General features: G+C 65.6%; 11 protein-coding genes and 1 pseudogene. 3 read left to right on the top strand and 9 right to left on the bottom strand.

Annotation, left to right across the window (positions count from 1 at the left end; translation table 11 throughout):
• Positions 1-20 precede the first annotated feature (20 nt).
• The 7 genes and pseudogenes from scpB to AC07PE_RS14645 all read right to left on the bottom strand — a co-directional run.
• A pseudogene (gene scpB / locus AC07PE_RS14675) lies at positions 21-644 on the bottom strand (SMC-Scp complex subunit ScpB); the annotation flags it as partial.
• 368 nt (positions 645-1,012) lie between these two features.
• Entirely contained in the window at positions 1,013-2,053 is a 1,041-nt protein-coding gene (locus AC07PE_RS14670; protein WP_498765618.1) for a glucokinase, read from the bottom strand.
• A 177-nt stretch (positions 2,054-2,230) separates the two neighbouring features.
• Positions 2,231-3,184, bottom strand: coding sequence for a VTT domain-containing protein (locus tag AC07PE_RS14665; protein ID WP_498765616.1), 954 nt, complete (start codon positions 3,182-3,184; stop codon positions 2,231-2,233).
• A gap of 16 nt (positions 3,185-3,200) precedes the next feature.
• Positions 3,201-4,439, bottom strand: a complete 1,239-nt coding sequence (locus AC07PE_RS14660; RefSeq protein WP_498765614.1) for a Gfo/Idh/MocA family protein — start codon at positions 4,437-4,439, stop codon at positions 3,201-3,203.
• Between the two features lie 268 nt (positions 4,440-4,707).
• The gene (locus AC07PE_RS14655) at positions 4,708-6,396 is read right to left on the bottom strand and encodes an ABC transporter ATP-binding protein (protein WP_498765612.1); all 1,689 of its coding nucleotides are present in this window, start codon (positions 6,394-6,396) and stop codon (positions 4,708-4,710) included.
• Between the two features lie 7 nt (positions 6,397-6,403).
• The gene (locus AC07PE_RS14650; protein WP_498765610.1) at positions 6,404-7,420 is read right to left on the bottom strand and encodes an ABC transporter permease; all 1,017 of its coding nucleotides are present in this window, start codon (positions 7,418-7,420) and stop codon (positions 6,404-6,406) included.
• Between the two features lie 8 nt (positions 7,421-7,428).
• Entirely contained in the window at positions 7,429-8,367 is a 939-nt protein-coding gene (locus AC07PE_RS14645) for an ABC transporter permease (RefSeq protein ID WP_498765608.1), read from the bottom strand.
• A 306-nt stretch (positions 8,368-8,673) separates the two neighbouring features.
• On the opposite strand from AC07PE_RS14645, the gene AC07PE_RS14640 reads away from it, so the two are divergent.
• Positions 8,674-11,445 (top strand): TonB-dependent receptor, encoded by a 2,772-nt coding sequence (locus tag AC07PE_RS14640; RefSeq protein WP_498765606.1) that lies wholly within the window; start codon positions 8,674-8,676, stop codon positions 11,443-11,445.
• Positions 11,446-11,539: 94 nt separating this feature from the next.
• Here AC07PE_RS14640 and aroG read toward each other — a convergent pair whose 3' ends face one another.
• Complete coding sequence (gene aroG, locus AC07PE_RS14635; RefSeq protein WP_498765604.1) at positions 11,540-12,598, bottom strand: 3-deoxy-7-phosphoheptulonate synthase AroG; 1,059 nt, start codon at positions 12,596-12,598, stop codon at positions 11,540-11,542.
• Positions 12,599-13,011: 413 nt separating this feature from the next.
• Between aroG and AC07PE_RS14630 the strand changes: the two genes are divergently transcribed.
• Both AC07PE_RS14630 and AC07PE_RS14625 read left to right on the top strand, forming a co-directional pair.
• Positions 13,012-15,879, top strand: coding sequence for a TonB-dependent receptor (locus tag AC07PE_RS14630; protein WP_498765602.1), 2,868 nt, complete (start codon positions 13,012-13,014; stop codon positions 15,877-15,879).
• A 12-nt stretch (positions 15,880-15,891) separates the two neighbouring features.
• Entirely contained in the window at positions 15,892-18,735 is a 2,844-nt protein-coding gene (locus AC07PE_RS14625; RefSeq protein WP_498765600.1) for a TonB-dependent receptor, read from the top strand.
• Positions 18,736-18,790: 55 nt separating this feature from the next.
• Here AC07PE_RS14625 and tldD read toward each other — a convergent pair whose 3' ends face one another.
• Positions 18,791-20,251, bottom strand: a complete 1,461-nt coding sequence (gene tldD / locus AC07PE_RS14620) for a metalloprotease TldD (RefSeq protein ID WP_498765598.1) — start codon at positions 20,249-20,251, stop codon at positions 18,791-18,793.
• Positions 20,252-20,263: the final 12 nt, after the last annotated feature.

The raw sequence follows: 20,263 nt of genomic DNA, 5'->3' as shown, positions 1-20,263 counted from the left end.
TCTTCGTTTACTTGTTCGCCGGTTGCGGGCGCAGGTTCGTGTTCATCAAATTGTTGCAAGGCCGCTTCCAGCGCTGCCAGGCTGCGCCCTTCGGTGCCGTCCGCCACCTGCTGCAGCGGCGGCAGCTGCGACAGCGAGGCCAGGCCCAGGTCGTCGAGAAATTGCCGGGTCGTGCCCAGCAGGGCCGGCCGTCCCGGCACCTCGCGGTGGCCGATCACGTCGATCCAGCCACGGTCTTCCAGCATCTTGATCGTCTGCGAGTTGACGGCCACCCCGCGGATTTCTTCGATGTCGCCGCGCGTGACCGGCTGGCGGTAGGCGATGATCGCCAGCGTTTCCAGCGTTGCGCGCGAATATTTCGGCGGTTTTTCCGGTGCGATCCGGTCCAGGTAAGGCTTCATTTCGGGCCGGCTCTGGAAGCGCCAGCCGGATGCCAGGCTGACGATCTCGATGCCGCGGTCCTGCCAGTCCTGGCGCAGTTCTTCCAGCAAAATCTTGATCGTGTCGGCGCCCACGCCCACGCCGATCTGCCTGCCGTTCGCATCCACGTCGGCGAACAGTTTCTTCATGCCGTGGATCGTCATCGGCTCGCGCGCGCACAGCAAGGCGGTCTCGAGGACCTTCTTGGCCTCATCAGTGTTCATAACACCATAGAAAATATCAAACACAAACCGGTCAACGGCTCACGCCCCCGGATGAGACAGTACGCGTTGAAACTGGGTTCCGTGGCCAGGTGGGGAGCACCGGGCGGATTCCGTAGCAGGCTCTGGGGCCGGCTACGCGGCAGCCCGCCGGAAAGCGGACTGCAATGAGTGACTTTCAGGAGAAACGGGGCTGCTGGCGCAGGGAGGAAACCAGGCTGTGGAGGCAAGGCTCCGGGCGTGCCAGGAAAGCGTACGACATCGTTTCTACCAATTGGCGGCCATTGTACCCGATAAAAACCCGGAAAGGGCGATACCGCACACGGAGGAATGTGCGGCGGCGGCCGGGCGAGGCGCCGGCCTGCGCCCGCTCAAGCGCCGAGGCGCTCGGCCAGGATCGCGGAAACGCCCAGGAAGGCCGGGTACTCGGCCGTGATCACATAGGTGGGAACGGCCGCCAGGTAGCCGGCGAAGCGGCCCTTCTGCTCGAAGCGGCGGCGGAAGCAGGAGCGCGCAAAGCGCTCGCCCAGGCGCGGCACGATGCCGCCGCCGATGTACACGCCGCCCTGGGCGCCGAGGGTGACGGCCAGGTTGCCGGCCACCGTGCCCAGCATGCCGCAGAAGACTTCGACCACTTCCTCGCAGATCGCGCATTCCCCGGCCAGGGCGCGGCGCGAGATCTCCGGGGCGTCCAGCGGCTCGAGCGCCGCCTTGCGGTAGTCCGCCAGCGCACGGTAGATCAGTTCCACGCCGGCGCCGGACAGCATGCGCTCGGCCGAGACGTGCTCGAATTCGCGCCAGGCGTACTGCAGGATCGCAACCTCGGTCTCGTTGGCCGGCGCAAAGGTGACGTGGCCGCCTTCGCTGCGCAGCGCGGTCCAGCTCTTGCCGTCCGGGGACGGCACCAGGCCCGAAACGCCGAGGCCGGTGCCCGCGCCCAGCAGGCCGATCGGCGCCCCATTCACCGGCGCACCGCCGCCGACCTGCACCTTATCGGTATCGAGCAGCCAGGGCAGCGCCATTGCCAGCGCCTCGAAATCGTTGACCACAACAAAGGTGTCGAAGCCGCACTCGCGGCGCAGGGCCTCGATCGAGAATTCCCAGTGGTGATTGGTCATGCGCACCATGTCGCCCATCACCGGATTGGCGATCGCGATCGCCGCATGATGCACCATGCCCGCCGCCGCCACTTCCGGCAGCGCCAGATAGGCGCGCATGGCCTCGCCCAGGGTCGGATAAGCGCTGCACGCCAGCACCTCAATGTGGTTGATGCGGCCCGGGCCCAGTTCCAGCGCGAAACGCGCATTGGTGCCGCCGATGTCGGCGAGCAGGCGCGGGCTGGCATGTGCGGCAAGCGGAGTCACGGACGCGGTGGAGGGCTGGAGAGCGGAGGATGCAGGTGCGGCGGTCATGGCGAAAGCTCGGAAACAGATTACCGAAGCTTAAGGATTTATTGGCTTGGGCGCAAGCATTTATTGTAGTTTAGGTACAGAGCCTTGCGATGCTCTGGGAATTGACCGCAAATCAGCCACAATCGACGAGTAGTCGAGCTACCAAACCTGGAGGAAACAGACGTGTTGCCGGCGCTCTCAGCCGGCTTTCGTCCTGAGCTCGGCATCCGGCTCGCCGGCGGCGCACTGGGCATTCCAGGCGTCGAGGCCGCCTCGCAGCGGGCGGGCGCGATGAAAACCGTTGGCGATGAAGGTTTTCGCGACCTGGGCCGCGGTGACGTCGTTCGGGCAGGTGCAATAGACCACGATGTGGCGCTCGCGATCGAGGGTGGCCATCAAGCGCTCCGGCTTTTCATCGCCAAAGATGAGCGCGCCGGGAATGCCCTGCTCCAGCTGGCGCGCAGTAACGCCGCGGGCGTCGACGATCAGCGGGTCGTGGCCGGCTTCGAGCAGGGACTTGAGCTCTTCGGCGGTGATGCGCGGCAGGTCGGCGGCGCCGAGGTTGCGGCGGCGCTCTATGTACTTCAGCAACACGAACAGGGCCAGCAAGGCGCCGACCACCATCAGCGCGGTGCTGCCGAGGGTCTCGAACCAGCCGATGACGTCGTCGACGCTGCCGTGGAACCAGGCGCCCAGGCCCATGCCCACGCCGCTCCACAGCAGGCCGCCGGCCACCGACAGCCAGACGAAGCGCTGGGTGCTGGTGCCCATGGCGCCGGCCAGCGGCGGCGCGATCGTGTTGAAGCCGGGGATGAACTTGGCCACCACCAGCGACTTGGCGCCCCAGCGGGTGAAGTTGTCCTCGGTCTGGCTGACGCAGGAATCCGGCGACAGCGAAATCTTGCACAGCAGGCGCAGCACGCGCTTGCCGTAGTAGCGGCCGGCGCAGAACCAGAAATAATCGCTGAGCAGGCAGGCCGCGATGCTGGCCGCCAGGAACAGGGCCCAGTTGGCGCCCTTGTCGACCGCCAGCGCCCCCGCGATGATCAGCACCGGAAACGCCGGAATCGGCAAACCGATCTGCTCGAGCAGCACGGTGCCGAAGACGATCAACGCGCCATAGGTGTGTATCAGGTGGAAGAGCTGGGCCATGCTCCTATATTAACGCTTATCCCTCCTGTTGTGGCTCAGGTCCGCGCGTCTTTCCGGGCGCACTCAGCTTCACTGCACGGTGCGTGCGCGCCGATTCGTAGATCGCTTCCATGATGCGCTGGTCTTGCAGGCCCTCCTCGCCCGGCGTGTGCACGTCCTTGTTCTGCTGGACGCACTGGGCGAAGTGATCCATCTCGGCCGCGAACTGGTTCTTTTGCTCGATCTGGATATCGCTTGCCTGCTCCTTGCCCTCGACCACGCGCGAGACCTTCAGCTTCAGCCCGTGGTAGGCGTAGGCCGGATTCATCTCGGCCCAGGCCTCGGCCGCGTTCAGGCGGAAGAACTGCGATTTATGCGCGGCATAGCTGGTGCTGCAGCTGGCGATGAAGCCGCTGGGGAAGCGCAGGATGAACTGGCAGGATTCCTCGACCTCCTTGAAGCGGGCGTCGCCAGGGGTCGACCAGGTGTTGCCGATGACCTCGACCGGCTCCTCGCCGCTCAGGAAACGCGCGGCGTTGATGCAGTACAGGCCGACGTCCGGCAGCGCCCCGCCGCCCGCCAGCGCACGCTTCAGGCGCCAGTGCTGGGGATCGCCCATGTTCTGCGAATTCACCGACATGAACTCCTTCAGCGCGCCCAGCTTCTTCTCCCTGATCATCTTCACCAGGGCGCGGTCCATCGGCTCGTACTGGCTGCGGTAGGCGATCATCAGCTTCTTGCCGGCCTTGCGGCAGGCATCGATCATCTGCTGGCACTCGGCCACGCTGTTGGCCATCGGCTTTTCGCACAGCACGTGCTTGCCGGCGCGGGCGGCGCGGACCGTGTACTCGGCGTGCATGCTGTTCGGCAGCGCGATGTAGACGCCCTGCACTTCCGGCATGTTCGCCAGCTTGTCGTAGTCCTTGTAGTCGAGGATCGCGCTTTCCGGGATGTCATACTGGTGCGCGATCTTGAGCGCCTTGGCGCGGTCGCCGCTGACCAGGGCCACCGGCTTTGCGTGCTTGGATTGCGCAAAAGCCGGCAGCATCTCGTTCACGGCGATGCGGCCCAGGCCGACGATGGCGATGCCGACCCGCTCGCTCATGGGATCGGCCGGCGGCTCGGTCTTCTCCGGCTTTTCGGTCCTGGCGTCGATTGGCGGAAAGCTGATCTTGTCCTTCTCGTTGGCGGCGGCCTGCATCGCGGGGGCCGACAGGGCCGCGAGAGTACCCATATAGCGCAGGAAGTCCCGGCGCAGCGGCTGGCTCTGTTTCATACGTTCGCGCTCACTGATTTGATGAAATTGACGACATCATCACACGCGATCTTGAACTCCAGCGCCAGTTTGCCGCGAAACAAATCGGGCCAAAAACAAATCGGGGTCAGAGCACTTTTTCGACGAAATTCGGGGTCAGAGCTCTTTTCCGGAATCCGTCTGATCTTTTCCGTTAACCGAGCTTCCATCCCAATCGGCCCAATTAGGGCGATAACAAAAAGTGTTCTGACCCCGAATTTTTAGCAAAATGTGCTCTGACCCCGAATTTTCAGGCGCCGCGCGGGATGGCGGCCAGCAGGGTCTGGGTGTAGGGATGCCGGGGGTTGCGGTAGAGCTCGTCCGAGTCGGCCATTTCAACCACGCTGCCGTGGTGCATGACCATCACACGGTCGGAGATGTACTTCACCACCGACAGGTCGTGCGAGATGAAGATGTAGCTCATCTTGTACTCGTCCTGCAGGTCCTGCAGCAGGTTCAGCACCTGGGCCTGGACCGAGACGTCCAGTGCCGACACCGACTCGTCGCACACCAGGATCTCCGGCTTCATCGTCAGGCAGCGCGCGATGGCGATGCGCTGGCGCTGGCCGCCGGAGAATTCGTGCGGATAGCGGTGGAAGGCCTGCTCCGGCAACCCGACGCGTTTCAATAGATAGTGGGCATGCTCGACGCGCTCGGCGTCGTTGGCACCGATGCGGTGAATGCGCATCGGCTCCAGCAAAATCTGGCCGACCGTGAAGCGCGGGTTCAGCGAGGCATAGGGATTCTGGAAGATGATCTGGATGCGCCGTTTATAGGCCTGGTACTCGCGCTCGCTCATCGCCAGCAGGTCGCGGCCCTCGAACATGGCGCTGCCGCCGGTGGCGCGGTGCAGGCGCAGCAGGGTCAGGCCGACCGTGGTCTTGCCCGAGCCCGATTCGCCGACCACGCCCAAGGTCTTCCCGCGCGGCAGGGTGAACGAGACATCCTTCACGGCCTTGAACTCGCGCTTGCCGAACAAGCCTTCACGCAGATAAAAGCTCTTCTGCAAACCGCGCACGTCGAGCACATTGTCGTCGTCCGGCGCATAGCCCCGCGCACGCTGCGGCAGCTCGACATCCGCCGCAAAACGCCCGCTCAGATAATCGTCGATGACAGGCAGGCGCACCGGCCGCTCGTCCAGCTTCGGCCGGCAGTGCAGCAGCGCGCGCGTGTACGCATCCGCCGGCTGCTGCAGCACCTGCGCGGCCTCGCCCTCTTCCCGCACTTCGCCATGCCGCATCACGATCACGCGGTCGGCAATCTCGCCCACCAGCCCGAGGTCGTGGGTGATGAACAGCACCGACATCTGGTGCTTCTTCTGCAGGCGCGCGATCAGTTCCATGATCTGCTTCTGGATCGTCACGTCCAGCGCCGTGGTCGGCTCGTCGGCAATCAGGAGGCGCGGTTCGCAGGCGATCGCCATCGCGATCATCACGCGCTGCTGCTGGCCGCCCGACATCTGGCTCGGGTAGGCGTCGATCTTGTTTGCCGGGTCGGGAATACCGACTTCGTCCAGCAGTTCGAGCGTGCGGGCGCGCGCCTGGCGCTTGTCCATGCCCAGGTGCTGGCGCAGCACTTCGCCGATCTGGAAGCCCACCGTGAACACCGGATTCAGCGAGGACATCGGCTCCTGGAAGATCATCGCGATGTCCTTGCCGCACAGCTTGCGGCGGGCCTCGATGGACTGGCCGAGCAGCTCGCGGCCGTCGAAGCGGATCGAGGAGCCCGCGTGCATGATCGTGGTCTCGGCAGGCAGCAGGCCCATCACGGCCAGCGAGCTGACCGACTTGCCGCTGCCGGACTCGCCGACCAGGGCCACGGTGGCGTTCCTCGGCAGGCTGAAGGAGATGCCTTTGACGGCTTCGAAGGTCCGCTTCTTGTCGATGCGGAAGGAGACGCGCAGGTCGCGCACCTCGAGCAAAGGCTGATCTACAGTCATATCGAGCTCACTTCAATTTCGGATCGAGCGCATCGCGCAGCGCATCGGCAAACAGCGAGAAGGCCGTCACCAGCAAGGCCATCGCACTCGCGGCGGCCGCCAGCTGCCACCACTTGCCGAGGATGAGCTCATTCTGCGCCTCGTTCAGCATGCTGCCCCAGGACACCACGCCCACCGGCACGCCAAAGCCGAGGAAGGACAAAATGACCTCGGCCTTGATGAAGCCCACCACCAGGATCGACATCTGCACCAGCGCCACGTGCGAGACGTTGGGCAGGATGTGCGAGAACATGCGCCGCCAGCTCGAGGCGCCGATGGCGTCGGCCGCCATCACGTATTCCCTCGCCTTGTGCTTGATGTACTCGGCGCGGATCAGGCGATACGGCCCGGTCCAGCCGGTCAGCCCGAGGATCAGCACAATGGTCAGCACGCCCTTGGTCTGCAGCACCGCCGCCACCGTCAGGATCATCAGGATCGAGGGTATCGAAGTGAAGATGCTGTAGAACCAGTTGAACAGGTCGTCGACCTTGCCGCCGTAGAAGCCGGAGATGGCGCCGAACAGGGTCCCGAGCGCCACCGCCACCACCGCCGCCACCAAACCGACCACGATGGAGGTCTGGCCGCCCTTGATGGTTTTTTTGAGGATGTCGTGGCCCCATTTGTCGGCGCCGAAGGGCAAGGTCGCCGCCTTCACGGTTTGCGTGGCGTGCCCTTGCCGGGCCAGCTCCGTCTTCAATGCGGAGACATCGGCCGCCAGCGGGTCGAAGGCATTCGGCGGCGTCGGCGCAGGCGGTCGGCTCAAGGCCGCCAATGCGGGATCGGGCCCGATGAAACCGGGCGGCGCATAGTTCACCGCCACCTCGTTCTCCCAGTCGGCCGCCACCAGGCCGGTGCTTGATAACAGCACCGACAGCAGGAACAGGATCACCACCGCCAGCGAAGCCATGGCGATGCGGTCGGCGCGCAGGCGCCGCCAGGCAAGCGCCCACAAGCCGGGCGAGACATTTTCGATCGTTTGATTCATTCAAAAACTCATTTGAGCTGCACGCGCGGGTCCACCGCCTGGTACATCAGATCGGCCAACAGGTTGAACACCATGGTCGCCGCGGCCACGTAGACCGTGATCGCCTTGATCACCGGGAAGTCGCTGCGCTCGACCGCCAGGATCACTTCGCGCCCGATGCCGGGGATGCCGAAGAAGCGCTCCAGCAGGAAGGCGCCGATCAGCAGCGCCGGCAGGTTCGCCATGACGTAGGTGATGATGGGGATGGCGGCATTGCGCAGCACGTGCACCCAGACGATGCGGCGCTCGGACAGGCCCTTGGCGCGCGCGGTGCGCACATAGTCCTGGCCGACTTCGTCCAGCACGAAGCTGCGGAACAGGCGCAGGGTCGGCGCCACCGACACCGTCAGGCCGATCAGGATCGGCAGCGTGGCGTAGCGCAGCAGGTTTTCCAGGAAGTGGTCGCCCCAGCCCTGGACCGGGAACAGGCCGAGTTTATAAGCCAGGCCGTACTGGAACACGATGATGTAGACCAGGATCGAGATCGACATGCCGACCGTGCAGGCGACCATCACCAGGCGGTCGGTCAGCGAGCCGCGCACGAAGGCAATGGCCAGCGCCAGCGCGATCCCGATCAGGGTCTCCAGCACCGTGAGCGGCACCAGCACCGTCAGCGAAGGTCCGAGCCGGGTCGACAGGATGTGCGAGACCGGCTCGCCGGTGCTCCAGGCATTGCCGAAGTCGAAAGTCAGGATCTGCCTGACGAAGATCCCGAGCTGCACGTACCAGGGCTGGTCCAGGCCGAGCTGGGTGCGGATATTGGCGATCGCCTGCGCATCCGCCATCTTCCCCGCCAGCAGGTAGGACGGATCGCCGCCCACCCAGTTGAACAGGACGAAGACCAAGACCACGACGCCGGCCATGGTTGGCAGCATCTGCCACAGCCGCCGGAGGATATAAGCAAGCATCGATGATTCCGGATGAAAAGCAAAACTATAGACCAGAACGCACGAGTTGCAGCGAAAAAATCTTCAAGCACCACGCAAGGGGGAGCAATACAATTGTGGCATTTCTACAATGTCGAGCAGGAATCATATTGACACAAGATGAACAAGGATGCTCTGATAGGCTGTTAAGTGAAAACATTCTAATTTTTCACCGAACGCCGATTGGTCACATCTAGTGCTGGTACTTGTTGGCATATGCATGCCAAAAATTGTAATAAAAGCATATGTATTTGTAGTCCAATATTCAGACCATTTCTTGGAGTAGTAATGTTTAAAAGAAAAGCTGTAGCCCAAGCAGTCTCCTTCGCCCTCGCCACCGTGGCGTTCGGCAACGTCGCCATGGCGCAGGACGCCGCATCCGGCGCCATCCAGCGCGTCGAAGTGACCGGCTCGAGCATCAAGCGCGCCACCGCCGAGACCGCTTCGCCTATCCAGGTGATCAGCCGCGATGACCTCGTCAAATCCGGCAAGACCACCGTCGCCGAATACCTGCAGACCCTGACTGCCGATGGCGCCGGCTCGCTGCCGACCGGCTTCGGCAACGGCTTTGCCGCCGGTTCGACCGCGATCTCGCTGCGCGGCCTGGGCGCCACCTCGACCCTGGTGCTGCTGAACGGCCGCCGCATGGCGCCGTTCGCGCGCGCCGACGACGGCCAGAAGAGCTTCACCGACCTGTCGACCGTGCCGATGGAAGCCGTCGAGCGCATCGAAGTGCTGAAAGACGGCGCGTCGGCAACCTACGGCGCCGACGCCATTGCCGGCGTGGTCAACATCATCCTGCGCAAGGACTTCACCGGCCTGGTGTTCAAGGCCGAGGCCGGCGAGTCGCGCTACAGCGACGGCGAACAGGCCAAGGCAGCGATTACCTGGGGCAAGGGCCGCCTGGACGAAGACGGCTACAACTGGATGATCAACGCCGAGGTCTACGGCAACCACGAAGTGATGAACAAGGACCGTTCCGACCGCAAGTGGATCGGCGCCGGCGACATCCGTCCGTGGGGCTACGCCGCCAACGGCCAGTTCGCCTCCGGCTACATCACCCCGGGCAGCGCCACCGCCAGCCCGGCCGGCGCAATCCGCGATCCGAAGACCGGCAACTATGTCGGCCTGCCGGGCTGCTCGCAGTTCTCGCCGGTGACGGCCCAGGACCCGAACGGCGGCTGCCTGTGGTACGCCGACCAGTTCCGCTCCATGCAGCCGCAGATCGGCGGCCTGAACCTGTACACCCGCTTCACCAAGAACCTCGAGAACGACCTGCAGTTCTACGCCGAGGCCGGCTACTCGAAGCGCGACACCGAATTCACGCTGGTGCCGCCGAACACCAACGGCACCGTCGCCTTCCCGCCGAACGCCGCCAACCCGTCGGGCATCATCGTCTACGGCAACACCATCCTGATGGCCGCGAACCATCCGCAGAACCCGTATGGCGCCCCTGCCCGTGTGCGCTATTCGCTGTTCGACGTCGGCGCCAGCACCCGCTCGGCGGACAACGCGTTCAGCCGCTTCGTGGTCGGCCTGAAGGGCTCGCGCTTCGGTTGGGACTTCGACACCGGCTACACCCATTCGGAATCGGCGCTGGACCTGAACTACAGCAACATGCTGAACATGAAGGTGCTGCAGGACGCCCTGGGCAACCCGAACAGCAAGTACTTCCCGTACTACATCGGCGCCCAGTCGAACAAGAATCCGGCATCGCTGTACGCCGCCCTGGTGGTGAACGCCAAGTCGCACTCGACCACCAAGCTGGACGTGGTCGACTTCAAGGCTTCGCGTGAATACTTCGCACTGCCTGGCGGTAACCTGGGCGTGGCGGTCGGCGGCGAATACCGCCGCCTGAAGCTGGACAACCCGTCGCTGTCGGGTTCGGAAGACGGCACCATCAACTCGTCCTACGTGGCCGCCAAGGGCACCGACGACGTCAAGGCGGTGTTCGTCGAAGTCGCTGCGCCGGTGCTCAAGACGGTCGAACTGACCGCCGCGGTGCGCTACGACCGCTACAAGAACTTCAGCTCGACCACGCCGAAGCTGGGCGCCAAGTGGACCCCGCTGAAGACCTTCGCGCTGCGCGGCACCTATTCGGAAGGCTTCCGCGCCCCGGGTCCGGCAGAATCCGGCGCCCAGAGCCAGAGCACCGGCAACTCGTCGGTCCGCGATCCGATCCGCTGCCCGGGCGGTGTCCCGGCTGCCGGCGGCGCCACCCAGGCCGACTGCTCGATCACCATCGGCGCGGTCAAGGTCGGCAACCCGAACCTGCAACCGGAAGAGTCCAAGGGCTACACCCTGGGCATGGTCTGGGATCCGCTGCCGAACACCAGCTTCTCGCTGGATGGCTGGAAGATCAAGCGCAGCAACGAGATCAACCCGCTGTCCTATGTTGAAGCGGCAGCCCTGCCGACCGCGATCCGCAGCGACAACAACCTGGTCGTGAACGGCGTCGTCAAGCCGAACACCGGCACCCTGCTGCTGTCGAACGCGCCCTACCTGAACTCGAGCTACACCCAGGTCAAGGGTATCGACCTCGACCTCAAGCAGCGCATTCCGATGGGCAGCTACGGCCGCGCCGTCGTCGGCCTGACCTGGACCCACGTCGCGACCTGGGTGCGCGCCGAGAAGAGCGGCACGATGTTCCAGTACGCTGGCACCCACGGCAACTGCGATACCTCGAACTGCGCCGGCACGCCGAAGGACAAAATCAGCGTGAACGCCACCTGGGAACGCGATGCCCTCAGCGTCAGCGCGATCGCCAACTATCGTAGCGACATGGAGAACGTGCGCTTCGCAGGCGACAAGTGCGCCTCGCAATTCGCCGACGGTTCTTCGGCGCCGGGCAACTGCCGCCTGGCCTCGTTCACCACGGTCGACCTGTCGGCCCGCTACAAGCTGAGCGCCAACTGGCAGATCTACGGTTCGATCCAGAACCTGTTCGACAAGATCGCCCCGCTGGACCCGCTGACCTACGGCGGCCTGAGCTACAACCCGATGGACGCCAGCGGCGCCATCGGCCGTTACTTCAAGGCTGGCGCACGCTACCAGTTCTAATCCACGGCAACGGCCGCCAGTACGGCGGCCGTAACGAAAACGGCGAACCTCGGTTCGCCGTTTTTTTATCCTGCCGCGCTCGATTCTTCCGCGCTCAGTCCTGACGCACGCGGCGCTGGCGCACCGCCGCCGCCAGCCCTTCCAGCACCTTCACGCTGGTGTCCCAGTCGATGCAGCCGTCGGTCACCGACTGGCCGTAGGTCAGCTCCTGGCCCGGCACCAGGTCCTGGCGCCCACCCACCAGGTGGGACTCGACCATCACGCCAACGATGCGGTCGTCGCCGCTTGCGATCTGGCCGGCGATGTCGGCGCACACCGGCACCTGGTTCTGCGGATTCTTGCTCGAGTTCGCGTGCGAGGCGTCGATCATCAGGCGGCTGGCCAGGCCGTTGGCGGCCAGCTGCTTGCAGGCGTCCTCGACGCTGGCGGCGTCGTAGTTCGGCGCCTTGCCGCCGCGCAGGATGATGTGGCAATCCTCGTTGCCCGCGGTCGACACGATCGCCGAGTGGCCGCCCTTGGTCACCGACAGGAAGTGGTGCGGCTGCGAGGCGGCCTTGATGGCGTCGGCCGCGATCTTGATGTTGCCGTCGGTGCCGTTCTTGAAGCCGACCGGGCAGGACAGGCCGGAGGCCAGCTCGCGGTGCACCTGCGACTCGGTGGTGCGCGCGCCGATTGCGCCCCAGCTGACCAGATCGGCGATGTACTGCGGGCTGATCACGTCGAGGAACTCGGTGCCGGCAGGCAGGCCCAGCTCGTTGATGTCGCGCAGCAGCTCGCGCGCCATGCGCAGGCCGTCGTTGATGCGGAAGCTGTTGTCCATGTAGGGGTCGTTGATCAGGCCCTTCCAGCCGACCGTGGTGCGCGGCTTCTCGAAGTAGACCCGCATCACGATCTCCAGCTCGCCGGCAAAGCGCTTGCGCTCGCCGGCCAGGCGGCGCGCGTACTCCATCGCCGCCTTCGTGTCGTGGATCGAGCAGGGGCCGATCACCACCAGCAGGCGGTCGTCCTGGCCGTGCAGGATGCGGTGCAGCGCCACCCGTGCGTTGGCCGCGGTCTGCTCGGCCGCCGGCGTCACCGGAAACTCGCGGATCAGGTGCGCCGGCGGCGTCAGTTCCTTCATTTCGCGGATGCGTAGATCGTCGGTACGTGGCATTGCTGTTCTCCGTTCTGTAAATGAAAAAACCGCCATCGCTGGCGGTTTTTCTGGAATTTTGCGTCGGACTTCGTTCTGCTGTCGCGTGAACCTGCCGCTACTCCACCGCCGTTGGGCTGGAATGGCTAAACCAAAAATAAAAGGTAAAGAAGGCAGTGTGGCGCATGGTGTCGTCCGGGGGTGGTCGGGCTGACTATAACAACAATGTATGAGCATTGGCAAGCGCTTTATCTGCCGCACGCCGTCGGGTGCGAATGTCTAGACATGCGATCTGGTTGCGTGAATCCGACACCGCATGTGGGTCTGCCGGAGACGGTTGAGGGATGTCATTCGCTTATGCCGTTTGAATGCAAAAGTCGCGGCATACCCCCGCCAATCCGGCAGGGATCCTCCCATAGCCACTGGAGCTGGACATGACCGAAACCCCTATATCCCTATCCGTGCGCCGTCTGTTCGCCGGTGGCGGCGCCGTCGGCCTGGCGCTGCTCGCCTTGCCGATGACGGGCCAGGCCCAGGAAGCCGCGGCCAAGCCGATTCAACGCGTCGAGATCACCGGTTCGAACATCCGCCGCTCGGAAGCCGAGACCGCGTCGTCGGTGATCGCCGTCAACCGCGCCGACATCGAGAAGTCGGGCAAGTCCACCGTCGCCGAGCTGCTGCAGACACTGGCGGTCGACAACCAGGGTTCGGTGCCGACCACCTTCGGCAACGGCTTCGCGTCCGGCGCCTCCGGCATTTCCCTGCGCGGCCTCGGCGCGGCCTCGACCCTGGTGCTGCTGAACGGCCGCCGCATGGCGCCCTACGGCCTGGCCGACGACGGCCAGAAGCAGTTTTCCGACCTCAACGTCATCCCCAGCGACGCCGTCGACCGCATCGAGGTGCTGAAGGACGGCGCCTCGGCCATCTACGGTTCCGACGCCATCGCCGGCGTCGTCAACGTCATCCTGCGCAAGGATTTCACCGGCACCACGATACGCGGCTCGCGCGGCGCCACCGGGGACTGGGACGGCAAGCGCACCAATGTCGCCTTCACCAAGGGCTTCGGCAGCCTCGACGCCGACCGCTACAACCTGCTGTTCAGCCTCGAGTACAAGAAATTCGACGAGATCTGGTACCGCGACCGAGCCGACCGCGACTACATCGGCCGCATCGACCTGCGGCCCTGGGGCTATTCGGCCAACGAGGCGCTGGGCGGCACCGGCGCGATCGTGCCGAACAGCGGCGCGGCCGGCAACGCCATCAACGGCAACGTGCGCAATCCGGCCGACATCGCCAACTACTACAACCGCGGCAACCTGGCCGGGCCGGGATTCACCCGCACCTTCCCGGGCGCGGCCTGCGCCAACCTGACCTCGCACCCGCAGGGCGACCCCGGCGGCGGCTGCATCATCGACTCGACCCAGCAATACAACCAGATCGAACCCAAGCAGGAAAACCTCAGCTTCTTCACGCGCGGCACCTGGCAGTACACGCCCGAGATCCAGCTGTACAGCGAGCTGAACTGGTACACCAGCACCAGCGACACCTCCACCACGCCGTCGGCGGTCAGCACCTCCGTCGGTTATCCGGGCGGGCCGGTCAACAACGCCGGCGTGTCGCTCGGCGCCAACCATCCGGACAACCCCTACTTCGGCACCGCCGCGCGCCTGCGCTACCTGGCATGGGACGTCGGTCCGCGCAAGTCCGGCATCGAGTCGAACTTCATCCGCTGGCTGGGCGGCGCCAAGGGCAGCAATTTCGGCTGGGACTGGGATACGTCCCTGCTGTTCTCGCACAGCCACGTCAACAACAACCGCGACGGCTACCTGCAGCGCGACGTCGCCTTCGCCCTGCTCAACCCGACTCCGGCCAACATTGCTCCCGCGCTGCTGAACAGCCCGGCGTATGCGGCGCTGCCGCTCGGCACCGTGTGGCGCATCGGCGAGAACGCCGGCCTGAACTCGCCGGCCCTGTACGCGGCGCTGTCGCCCACCATCGGCAACAGCGCCAACAGCAAGATCGGCCAGTGGGACTTCAAGGCCACCCGCGAATTCGGCGGCATGCCCTGGCTGACCGCGCCCCTGGGCCTGGCGCTGGGCGGCGAATGGCGCCACGAGAAGACGGCGCTGCAGCCGACCGCCGGCACCGAGCGCGGCAACATCATCGGCCTGGGCTACTCGGCCTATGCCGGCCAGCGCAACGTGTTCGCGCTGTACGGCGAGGCGCTGGCGCCGCTGCCCTTCAACATCGAAGCCTCGGCCGCGCTGCGCTGGGACCATTTCACGGACGTCGGCAACTCCTACACCCCGAAAGCCGGCCTGAAATGGACCCCGACGCGCGAGTTCGCCCTGCGCGGCACCTTCGCCCGCGGCTTCCGTGCGCCGAGCCCGGCAGAGAACGGCGTCGGCGGCCTGGCGGCCTTCTCGACCGCCGCGGACCCGCTGCGCTGCGCACTGGGCGTGACCAGCGTCTGCAATCCTGCCGCCATCGCCCTGATCACCTCGCCCAACCCCAACTTGTCGCCGGAACGCTCGCGCAGCTACAACCTGGGCATGATCTGGGACCCGCTGCCGCGCACCAGCCTCTCGGTCGACTACTGGACCATCAAGCGCAGTAACGAGATCAACCAAGAGCAGGTGGATGCCGCCATCGCCGCCGGCAACGTGGCGCGCGACCCGGCCAGCATCAGCAACATCCCGGGCGACCCCGGCGCCATCACCGCCGTGCTGACGCGCTACGTCAACTCGGCCCAGACCAAGGTGCGCGGGATCGACATCGACGCCCGCTATGCCCAGCGGCTGCCGGACAACTGGGGCCAGGCCACCTTCGACATCAAGTACACCCACATGTTCGAGTGGACCCGTACCGAGCTGGACGGCACCTCCCGCGATTTTGCCGGCACCCACGGCAACTGCGACGTCACCAACTGCACCGGCACGCCGGACAACCGCGCCAACCTGCGCCTGGGCTGGGAGCGCAACGACTGGCGCGTCTCGGCCAACGTGAACTACCGCGGCAAGCTCGACAACAGGCTGTTCAAGGGCAATCCGACTTGCGCCAGCCACCTGGCGAACGGCGCCGACGCCCCGGGCGACTGCGAACTGGCTTCCTTCACCACCCTCGACCTGGTCGCGCGCTGGAAGCCGCTGCCGCGCTGGGAAATCTTCGGCTCGGTCGAGAACGTGTTCGACAAGGTCGCGCCGCTCGATCCGCTCACCTACGGCGCCCAAGCCTACAACCCGCTCGACTATGCCGGCGCCCGCGGCCGCTTCTACCAGCTGGGCGCACGTTATTCCTTCTAAATGGAGCTGGACATGACTGAAACCCCGATATCACTCTCCGTACGCCGCCTGTTCGCCGGAGGCGGCGCCGTCGGCCTGGCCCTGCTCGCGCTGCCGGTGGCGAGCCAGGCCCAGGAAGCCGCGGCCAAGCCCATCCCCCGCGTCGAAGTGACCGGTTCGAACATCCGCCGTTCCGAAGCCGAAACGTCTTCGTCGGTGATCACCATGAACCGCGCCGACATCGAGCGCTCCGGCAAGGCCAGCGTGGCCGAGCTGCTGCAGACCCTGGCGGTCGACAACCAGGGCTCGGTGCCGGCCAGCTTCGGCGCCGGCTTCGCGGCCGGCGCCTCCGGCATCTCGCTGCGCGGCCTCGGCGCGGCCTCGACCCTGGTGCTGCTGAACGGCCGCCGCATGGCGCCCTACGGCCTGGCCGACGACGGCCAGAAGCAGTTCTCCGACCTGAACATCATCCCCAGCGATGCCGTCGACCGCATCGAGGTGCTGAAGGACGGCGCCTCCGCCATCTACGGTTCCGACGCCATCGCCGGCGTGGTCAACGTCATCCTGCGCAAGGACTACACCGGCACCACTGTGCGCGCCGAGCGCGGCATCACCAAGTACTGGGACGGCCACGAGACGACGGCCGCCATTACCTCGGGCTACGGCAATCTCGACAACGACCGCTACAACTTCCTGTTCAGCGTCGAATACAAGAAATTCAATCCGATCTGGTACCGCGACCGCGGCAGCCGGAAATGGATAGGCAAGGACGACCTGCGGCCCTGGGGCTATTCCTCACAACAGGGGCTGGGCGGTACCGGTGCGATCGTCCCCGACAGCGGTACCGCCGGCAGCGCCATCAACGGCAACGTACGCCCGGCCGGCGCGACCGATTACGTCAACCGCGGCAGCCTGATCCCTGCCGCGGACTGCGCCCGGCTCACCAACAACTATCCGCAGGGCGACCCCGGCGGCGGCTGCGTGCTCGACACGGACCGGTTCTATGGCCAGGCCTTGCCGAAACAGGAAAACATCAGCTTCTTCGCGCGCGGCACCTTCCAGCTCATGCCGGACATCCAGGCCTACAGCGAATTCAACTTTTACACCAACCAGACCAGCACCTCGGCCACGCCTTCGGGTGTCAGCCAATCGGTCGGCTTCCCTGGCGGCCCGGTCAACAACGCCGTCGTCCAGCTCGGTCCCACCCACCCGGACAATCCCTTCCCCGGCACGCCCGCGCGCCTGCGCTACATGGCCGCCGACGTCGGCCCGGTGAAAGGCCTCATCGACGGCCAGTTCGTCCGCTGGGTCGGCGGGCTCAAGGGCACGTATGCCGGCTGGGACTGGGATTCCGCGCTGCTGTTCTCGCACAACCACCTCAACACCATCAACGACGGCTTCCTGCAGCGCGATGTCGCCTTTGCCCTGCTCGACCCGAGCCCGGCCAACGTGGCGGCGGCAAGGGCGAACAGCCCGGCTTACGCGGCCCTGCCGCCGGGCACCGTGTGGCGCATCGGCGAGAACGCCGGCCTGAACTCGCCGGCCCTGTACGCGGCGCTGTCGCCGACGATCGGCAACGCGGCCAATACCAAGATGGTCCAGTGGGACCTGAAGGCCACGCGCGAATTTGCCGGCCTGCCTGTGCTGGCCGGTCCGCTGGGCCTGGCGGTCGGCACCGAATGGCGCCATGAGAAGACCGAGCTGCAGCCGGTCGCCGGCACCGAACGCGGCAACATCATCGGCCTGGGTTATTCCGCTTACTCTGGCCAGCGCAACGTGTTCGCGCTGTATGGCGAAGCGCTGGCGCCGCTGCCCTTCAACCTCGAGGCCTCGGCGGCCGTGCGCTGGGACCACTTCACCGACGTCGGCAACTCCTATACGCCGAAGGCGGGGCTGAAATGGACGCCGGCGCGCTCGTTTGCGCTGCGCGGTACCTTCGCGCGCGGCTTCCGTGCCCCGAGCTTCGCCGAGAACGGGCGCGGCGGCCTGGCGGCATTCGCGACCGCAGACGACCCGGTGCGCTGCGCCCTGGGCATCGAGGTGGCCTGCAACGTGGGCGCCGTGGCCGTGATCACGACGCCCAACCCTGCCCTCTCGCCGGAACGTTCGCGCAACTACACGCTGGGCGTGATCTGGGACCCGCTGCCGCGCACCAGCATCTCGGTCGACTACTGGAAGATCAAGCGCAAGAACGAGATCAACCAGCAGCAGCTCGAAACCGCCATCGCGACCGGCTCGGTGGCGCGCGACCCGAGCGGCGCCAGCGGCATCGCCGGCGACCCGGGTCCCATCACCGCGGTGCTGACGCGCTACGTCAACTCGGCCCAGACCAAGGTGCGCGGCGTGGACCTCGATGCGCGCTACGCCCACAAGCTGCCCGAGAACTACGGCACGGCCACCTTCGACGTGAAGTACACCCACTTCTTCGAATGGCTGCGCACCGAGCAGGACGGCACCTCGCGCGAATTCGCCGGCACCCACGGCAACTGCGACGTGACCAACTGCGCCGGCACGCCGGACAACCGCGCCAACTTCCGGATGGGGTGGGAGCGCAATGACTGGCGGGTTTCGCTCAACGCCAACTTCCGCGGCAAGATCGAGAACACCCTGTTCCGCGGCGACAGCTGCGCGGTCACCTTCGACAACGGCGCCAACGCACCGAACGCGGACTGCGAACTGGCTTCCTTCATCAGCTGGGACCTGACCGCACGCTGGAAGCCGGCGCCGCAATGGGAAGTGTTCGGCTCGATCCAGAACCTGTTCGACAAGGTGGCGCCGCTGGATCCGACGACCTACGGCGCGACCTCGTACAACCCGCTGGACTTCGAGGGCGCGCGCGGACGGCTGTTCACCCTGGGGGCGCGTTACACGTTCTGAAGCCCGAAAAACGTCGTCCCCGCCTGCGCGGGGACGACGTAACTCTGTATCCAGCTTAAGCCGTGCCGCCCACCGTCACCCCGTCGATGCGCAGGGTCGGCTGGCCGACGCCCACCGGCACGCTCTGGCCTTCCTTGCCGCACACGCCCACGCCCGAATCCAGGCGCATGTCGTTGCCGATCATGGAAATGCGGTTCATCACGTCCGGGCCATTGCCGATCAGGGTCGCGCCCTTTACCGGGTAGGTCACCTTGCCGTTCTCGATCATGTAGGCCTCGCTGGCCGAGAACACGAACTTGCCGTTGGTGATGTCGACCTGGCCGCCGCCGAAATTGACCGCGTAGATGCCGTTCTTGACCGAGGCCAGGATCTCCTGCGGGTCCTTGTCGCCGGCCAGCATGTAGGTGTTGGTCATGCGCGGCATCGGCAGGTGGGCGAAGGATTCGCGGCGTGCGTTGCCGGTCACCGGCATCTTCATCAGGCGCGCGTTCATCGTGTCCTGGATATAGCCCTTCAGGATGCCGTCCTCGATCAGCGTGGTGCACTGGGTCGGGTTGCCCTCGTCGTCCATGTTCAGCGAGCCGCGGCGGTCTTGCAGGGTGCCGTCGTCGACCACGGTCACGCCCTTGGCGGCGACGCGCTGGCCGATCATGCCGGAGTACGAAGAAGAACCCTTGCGGTTGAAGTCGCCTTCCAGGCCGTGGCCGACCGCCTCGTGCAGCAGCACGCCGGGCCAGCCCGGGCCGAGCACCACGGTCATCGGACCGGCCGGGGCCGGACGCGCTTCCAGGTTGACCAGGGCCGCCTGCACGGCTTCGTCGGCATATTTGTCCAGCAGCTCGTCGCTGAAATAGCTGTAGTCGTAGCGCCCGCCGCCGCCGGACGAACCAATCTCGCGGCGGCCGTCCTGCTCGGCGATCACGGTAACGGACACGCGCACCAGCGGACGGATGTCGGCCGCCAGCACGCCGTCGCTGCGCACCACCAGCACCACGTCGTATTCGCCGGCCAGGCCGGCCATCACCTGGACCACGCGCGGGTCCTTGGCGCGCGCGATCTTCTCGACGCGCTCCAGCAGCTTCACCTTGGCGGTGGCGTCGAGCGAGTTCAGCGGATCGTGCGGCAGGTAGAGCGAACGGCCGCCGCTCTGCTGGATGCTGGAGGCGACCTTGATGCGGCCGGCGCCGGCGCGCGCGATAGTGCGGGTGGCCGCGGCGGCGTCGAGCAGCGCGGCATGCGAGATCTCGTCGGAATAGGAGAAGGCGGTCTTGTCGCCGGACACGGCGCGCACGCCGACACCCTGGTCGATCGAGAAGCTGCCGCTCTTGACGATGCCTTCTTCCAGGCTCCAGCCTTCACTCTTGGTGAATTGGAAATACAGGTCGGCATAGTCGACCTTGTGCGTGAACATCGTTCCGAGCGTGGTGATGAGCTTGCCTTCGTCGAGCCCGAACGGCGTCAACAGCACGTCGCGCGCGACTGCGAGGGAAGAAAGATTCGGTTCGAATGGCTTCATGTTCAGGTCTTT

The sequence above is a fragment of the Telluria sp. GW821-FHT07G12 genome (assembly GCF_059418525.1).
Note: the sequence above shows the minus strand (reverse complement) of the source record. Positions and strands in the feature narration are given on the sequence as shown.

Excerpts from the sequence above, each read along its gene's own strand:
- aroG (WP_498765604.1), bottom strand. The coding sequence starts at position 12,598 with ATGCCACGTACCGACGATCTACGCATCCGCGAAATGAAGGAACTGACG.
- AC07PE_RS14660 (WP_498765614.1), bottom strand. The coding sequence starts at position 4,439 with ATGAAACAGAGCCAGCCGCTGCGCCGGGACTTCCTGCGCTATATGGGT.
- AC07PE_RS14665 (WP_498765616.1), bottom strand. The coding sequence starts at position 3,184 with ATGGCCCAGCTCTTCCACCTGATACACACCTATGGCGCGTTGATCGTC.
- AC07PE_RS14650 (WP_498765610.1), bottom strand. The coding sequence starts at position 7,420 with ATGAATCAAACGATCGAAAATGTCTCGCCCGGCTTGTGGGCGCTTGCC.
- AC07PE_RS14645 (WP_498765608.1), bottom strand. The coding sequence starts at position 8,367 with ATGCTTGCTTATATCCTCCGGCGGCTGTGGCAGATGCTGCCAACCATG.
- AC07PE_RS14640 (WP_498765606.1), top strand. The coding sequence starts at position 8,674 with ATGTTTAAAAGAAAAGCTGTAGCCCAAGCAGTCTCCTTCGCCCTCGCC.
- AC07PE_RS14630 (WP_498765602.1), top strand. The coding sequence starts at position 13,012 with ATGACCGAAACCCCTATATCCCTATCCGTGCGCCGTCTGTTCGCCGGT.
- AC07PE_RS14670 (WP_498765618.1), bottom strand. The coding sequence starts at position 2,053 with ATGACCGCCGCACCTGCATCCTCCGCTCTCCAGCCCTCCACCGCGTCC.
- AC07PE_RS14655 (WP_498765612.1), bottom strand. The coding sequence starts at position 6,396 with ATGACTGTAGATCAGCCTTTGCTCGAGGTGCGCGACCTGCGCGTCTCC.
- tldD (WP_498765598.1), bottom strand. The coding sequence starts at position 20,251 with ATGAAGCCATTCGAACCGAATCTTTCTTCCCTCGCAGTCGCGCGCGAC.
- AC07PE_RS14625 (WP_498765600.1), top strand. The coding sequence starts at position 15,892 with ATGACTGAAACCCCGATATCACTCTCCGTACGCCGCCTGTTCGCCGGA.